This window comes from Paenarthrobacter sp. NPDC058040 (genome assembly GCF_042885775.1).
In the GTDB taxonomy this organism is placed as follows: domain Bacteria; phylum Actinomycetota; class Actinomycetes; order Actinomycetales; family Micrococcaceae; genus Arthrobacter.
In genome coordinates, this window is sequence record NZ_JBHVRN010000043.1 from 1 (window position 1) to 1,896 (window position 1,896).

The window sequence follows — 1,896 nt, forward strand, 5'->3', positions numbered from 1 at the left end:
TACCTCAGCCGCTCCCTTTGTGGGGTTGGTTCAGGGGTGTGGATGGGTAGGGGAGCGTCGTGTGGGCGGTGAAGTCGCGGTGGAAACCAGCGGTGGAGCCTACACGAGTGAGAATGCAGGCATGAGTAGCGAAAGACGGGTGAGAAACCCGTCCGCCGAATGATCAAGGGTTCCAGGGTCAAGCTAATCTGCCCTGGGTAAGTCGGGACCTAAGGCGAGGCCGACAGGCGTAGTCGATGGACAACGGGTTGATATTCCCGTACCGGCGAAAAACCGCCAATACTGAGCGGGGGATACTAACCACCCCCCACCCAATCGGATCTCCCTTCGGGGAGCCATGGTTGTGGTGGTGGCTGGGACCTGATCCTGGGAGGTAAGCGTATTAACAGGTGTGACGCAGGAAGGTAGCCGGGCCGGGCGATGGTTGTCCTGGTCTAAGGATGTAGGGTCAGGGATAGGCAAATCCGTTCCTGTGTGCTTCGAGCACGTTCCTGAGATCTGATGGGACCCCCGTTTGGGGGGATCCGGTGATCCTATGCTGCCTAGAAAAGCATCGACGCGAGGTTTTAGCTGCCCGTACCCCAAACCGACACAGGTGATCAGGTAGAGAATACCAAGGCGATCGAGAGAATTATGGTTAAGGAACTCGGCAAAATGCCCCCGTAACTTCGGGAGAAGGGGGGCCTGCCCCGTGACCGCCACTTGCTGGCGTGAGCGGGTGTGGGCCGCAGAGACCAGGGGGAAGCGACTGTTTACTAAAAACACAGGTCCGTGCGAAGTCGCAAGACGATGTATACGGACTGACTCCTGCCCGGTGCTGGAAGGTTAAGAGGACCGGTTAGCCCCTTCGGGGGCGAAGCTGAGAATTTAAGCCCCAGTAAACGGCGGTGGTAACTATAACCATCCTAAGGTAGCGAAATTCCTTGTCGGGTAAGTTCCGACCTGCACGAATGGAGTAACGACTTCCCCGCTGTCTCAACCATAAACTCGGCGAAATTGCAGTACGAGTAAAGATGCTCGTTACGCGCAGCAGGACGGAAAGACCCCGAGACCTTTACTATAGTTTGGTATTGGTGTTCGGAGTGGCTTGTGTAGGATAGGTGGGAGACGTTGAAGCCCGGACGCCAGTTCGGGTGGAGTCATCGTTGAAATACCACTCTGGTCACTTTGGACATCTAACTTCGGCCCGTGATCCGGGTCAGGGACAGTGCCTGATGGGTAGTTTAACTGGGGCGGTTGCCTCCTAAAAAGTAACGGAGGCGCCCAAAGGTTCCCTCAGCCTGGTTGGCAATCAGGTGTCGAGTGTAAGTGCACAAGGGAGCTTGACTGTGAGAGAGACATCTCAAGCAGGGACGAAAGTCGGGACTAGTGATCCGGCGGTACATTGTGGAATGGCCGTCGCTCAACGGATAAAAGGTACCTCGGGGATAACAGGCTGATCTTGCCCAAGAGTCCATATCGACGGCATGGTTTGGCACCTCGATGTCGGCTCGTCGCATCCTGGGGCTGGAGTAGGTCCCAAGGGTTGGGCTGTTCGCCCATTAAAGCGGTACGCGAGCTGGGTTTAGAACGTCGTGAGACAGTTCGGTCCCTATCCGCTGCGCGCGCAGGAAATTTGAGAAGGGCTGTCCTTAGTACGAGAGGACCGGGACGGACGAACCTCTGGTGTGTCAGTTGTACTGCCAAGTGCACCGCTGATTAGCTACGTTCGGATGGGATAACCGCTGAAAGCATCTAAGCGGGAAGCTCGCTTCAAGATGAGATTTCCACACACCTTTGCGTGTGAGAGGCCCCCAGCCAGACCACTGGGTTGATAGGCCGGATGTGGAAGCGAGGACTAAAGACTCGTGAAGCTGACCGGTACTAATAGGCCAACAACTTACACCACCCAAAAAA

General features: G+C 56.0%; 1 rRNA gene. It reads left to right on the plus strand.

Annotated features, from left to right (window positions below):
* Window positions 1–1,888: ribosomal RNA gene (locus ACFVSJ_RS24380) — 23S ribosomal RNA — on the plus strand; the annotation flags it as partial.
* Window positions 1,889–1,896 lie beyond the last annotated feature (8 nt).